Source organism: Oleiagrimonas sp. (genome assembly GCF_027858935.1).
Taxonomy (GTDB): Bacteria; Pseudomonadota; Gammaproteobacteria; order Xanthomonadales; family Rhodanobacteraceae; genus Oleiagrimonas.
This window is the reverse complement of sequence record NZ_JAQIBU010000033.1, coordinates 1-2,695: the sequence shown is the minus strand read 5'-3', so window position 1 is coordinate 2,695 and position 2,695 is coordinate 1. Positions and strand designations below refer to the sequence as shown.

General features: G+C 62.8%; 3 protein-coding genes. 1 reads left to right on the top strand and 2 read right to left on the bottom strand.

The genetic code is table 11. The features are described from left to right. A partial coding sequence (locus PF446_RS01315; protein WP_298068928.1) for an aconitase family protein occupies positions 1-530 on the bottom strand: 530 nt, incomplete at its 3' end. A gap of 216 nt (positions 531-746) precedes the next feature. After that, on the bottom strand, positions 747-1,841 hold the full coding sequence (gene dinB, locus PF446_RS01310; protein WP_298068924.1) for a DNA polymerase IV: 1,095 nt from the start codon (positions 1,839-1,841) through the stop codon (positions 747-749). A 228-nt stretch (positions 1,842-2,069) separates the two neighbouring features. Between dinB and PF446_RS01305 the strand changes: the two genes are divergently transcribed. Next, positions 2,070-2,695 (top strand): DUF6624 domain-containing protein (locus PF446_RS01305; protein WP_343224640.1); only part of this gene is annotated, 626 nt, incomplete at its 3' end.

Here is a 2,695-nt window from a genome sequence, read left to right as displayed (position 1 = left end):
TCCAGGATCACATCCTTGGCCGAGACCCAGTCCGGCAGCTCGCCGGTCAGTTTCACGCCCCAGATTTCCGGCATCTTGGTGTACAGCGGCTCGCCGGCCATGGCCATGGCCACTTCCAGACCACCGGCGCCGATTGCCAGCATGCCCATGGAGCCAGCTGCCGGCGTGTGGCTGTCCGAACCCAGAAGGGTCTTGCCCGGCTTGCCGAAGTGCTGCATGTGCACGGCGTGGGAGATGCCGTTGCCCGGCCGTGAGAACTGCACGCCGAAGCGCTGGCAGGCGCTTTGCAGGAACAGATGGTCGTCCGGATTCTTGAAGTCTTCCTGGATCAGGTTGTGGTCGACGTACTGCGCGGACAGTTCGGTCTTCACACGATCCAGTTTCATTGCCTCCAGCTCCAGCATCACCAGGGTGCCGGTGGCGTCCTGGGTCAGGGTCTGGTCGATGCGCAAGGCGATTTCCTCGCCTGGGGTCATGTCGCCGTCGACGAGGTGGTCGGCGATCAGCTTATGGGCCACGTTCAGTGCCATGCGTCGTCCTCCAGCTTGCGGAAAGGGGAGGGCACGGTGGGCATTCGGCACACCGTGCCGATAAGAAAATTGTAAGGGATGCCACCCCAAGCTCCGCTGAAGCACGTGATCTCATGGCGGACGGTGTCCGTCCTGCAGGGCTTTCCACCTTCGCGCGATACCGGCGTAGGGCGGGCACTGTCCCTTTGTGCAATCGCCATGCGCCGGGGCAGGCGATTATGCGTTAGCGTCGAAAAGATCGCTCTGCGCGACCAGCAGGTCCGCATCGACAAAGCCGGACAGGCCCACGCCGACCAGACGGTAGCGCGTGCCCGCATCGCGCTCCACGCGTTCACGGAGGGCGCAGGCGATCTCGGCCAGCTCCCGGAGCGACTGCGGGCGTTGGGGCGGGGTCAGGCTGCGGGTCAGGGTCTGGAAATCGGCGGTCTTGAGTTTCAGCACCACGGTGCGTGCGACGCGGGTGTGGTCTTCGTCGATGCGACGCGTATAGGCGTTCCAGGTTTTTTCGGCAAGACGGCGGATGTGCGGTTCCAGTTCGTCCAGCAGCAGGTCGTTCTCGAAGGTGTCCTCGGAGGACACCTGCTGGACCAGGCGCTCGCTGCTGACCGGGCGCTCATCGATGCCGCGTGCCAGCTCGTACAGGCGTGCGCCCCAGCGTCCGAAGCGTTGTTCCAGTTCCACGCGTGCCCGGGTGCGCAATTGGCCCACGGTGCGGATGCCCAGATCCGAAAGGCGCCGCTGCATCACCTGGCCGACGCCGGGAATGCGCCCGACCTCGAGCGGCGTAAGGAAGGCCTCGACCTGATTGGGTCGGATCACCATCTGGCCATCCGGCTTGTGCCAGTCAGAGGCCACCTTGGCCAGGAACTTGTTCGGCGCCACGCCGGCCGAGGCGGTCAGTTGCGTGGTCTCGCGGATCTCGGTGCGTATGGCCTCGGCGGTGGCGGTGGCCGAGGGCAGACCGGATTTGGCGGCGGTGACGTCGAGGTAAGCTTCGTCCAGCGACAGCGGTTCGACCTGGTCGGCATGGCGCTCAAAGATCACACGGATCTGGCGAGACACCGCCTTGTAGCGGCTGAAGTCCGGCGCCACGAATACCGCCTGCGGGCACAGTCGTTCCGCACGCACCGCGGGCATCGCCGAGTGCACGCCGAAGGTCCGCGCCTCATAGCTGGCCGCGCAGACCACCGAGCGTGGCCCTCGCCATGCCACGACCACGGGGCGATTGCGCAGCGACGGGTCGTCGCGCTGCTCCACCGACGCGTAGAACGCATCCATGTCGACATGAATGATTTTGCGCGTCGGTGACATGGGCGGTTCGGCGGCTGGGGCCCTCGATTGTACGCAGCGTCCGCAGCGTTCCGGTAATCGGTTCCTCAGCGCGGTCCATGCGCTGGCTTGGATGCGGAGGTCGCGAGCGGTTCTATCCAAGCGGTATACCCGTGTAGAAATGTTTCGTCCCGCAGGGGGGCATTTTCAGGAATATTCATGCGTCCTGCTATAACAGCGCATGTATGAAAGATCTGTGGAGTGTTTTTCATGGCCTGTCATCGATTCAGAAAAACCATCGCAATGCTGCTCGCGGTGACTGCATTTGCGGCATCGGCGGGTCAAATCAGCGATAAGACGCTGGACCAGCAATGCCCCGCGTTTTCAAGCTGGGAAAAAGCGCAGCACAAGCCTGTATCCACAAAAAGAGTGACCAAGCCAACCGATCCGGCCCTGCGCAAGCAGTTACTTGGCATGTTCAAGATCGATCAGGATGCGCGCGATGCCTTGATCAAGGCCGGCATCCAAAAGCCCGATCCCAAGCTGGCTAAACGGATGCTGGAAGTGGACGCCGCCAACCTGAAAAAGCTCAAACCAATCATTGCCTCGCACGGATTCCCGACGCCGTCGATGGTCGGCAAGGACGGTGTCGATGCAGCCTTTATTCTGGTCCAGCATGCCGACAGTGATCCTGTGTTTCAGGCCAAGGTCTTGCCGCAACTTGTAAGCTTGCGCAAACAGGGCGCAGTGTCGGGTCAGGATTTCGCGATGCTGACCGATCGCGTATTGCGCGCCCAGCACAAGCGGCAGCGTTACGGCACGCAGTTCTTCAACAAGCACACACATGGCGTCATGGTGCCGGAGCCGATGCAGGACCCGGCGCATGTCGATGCGCG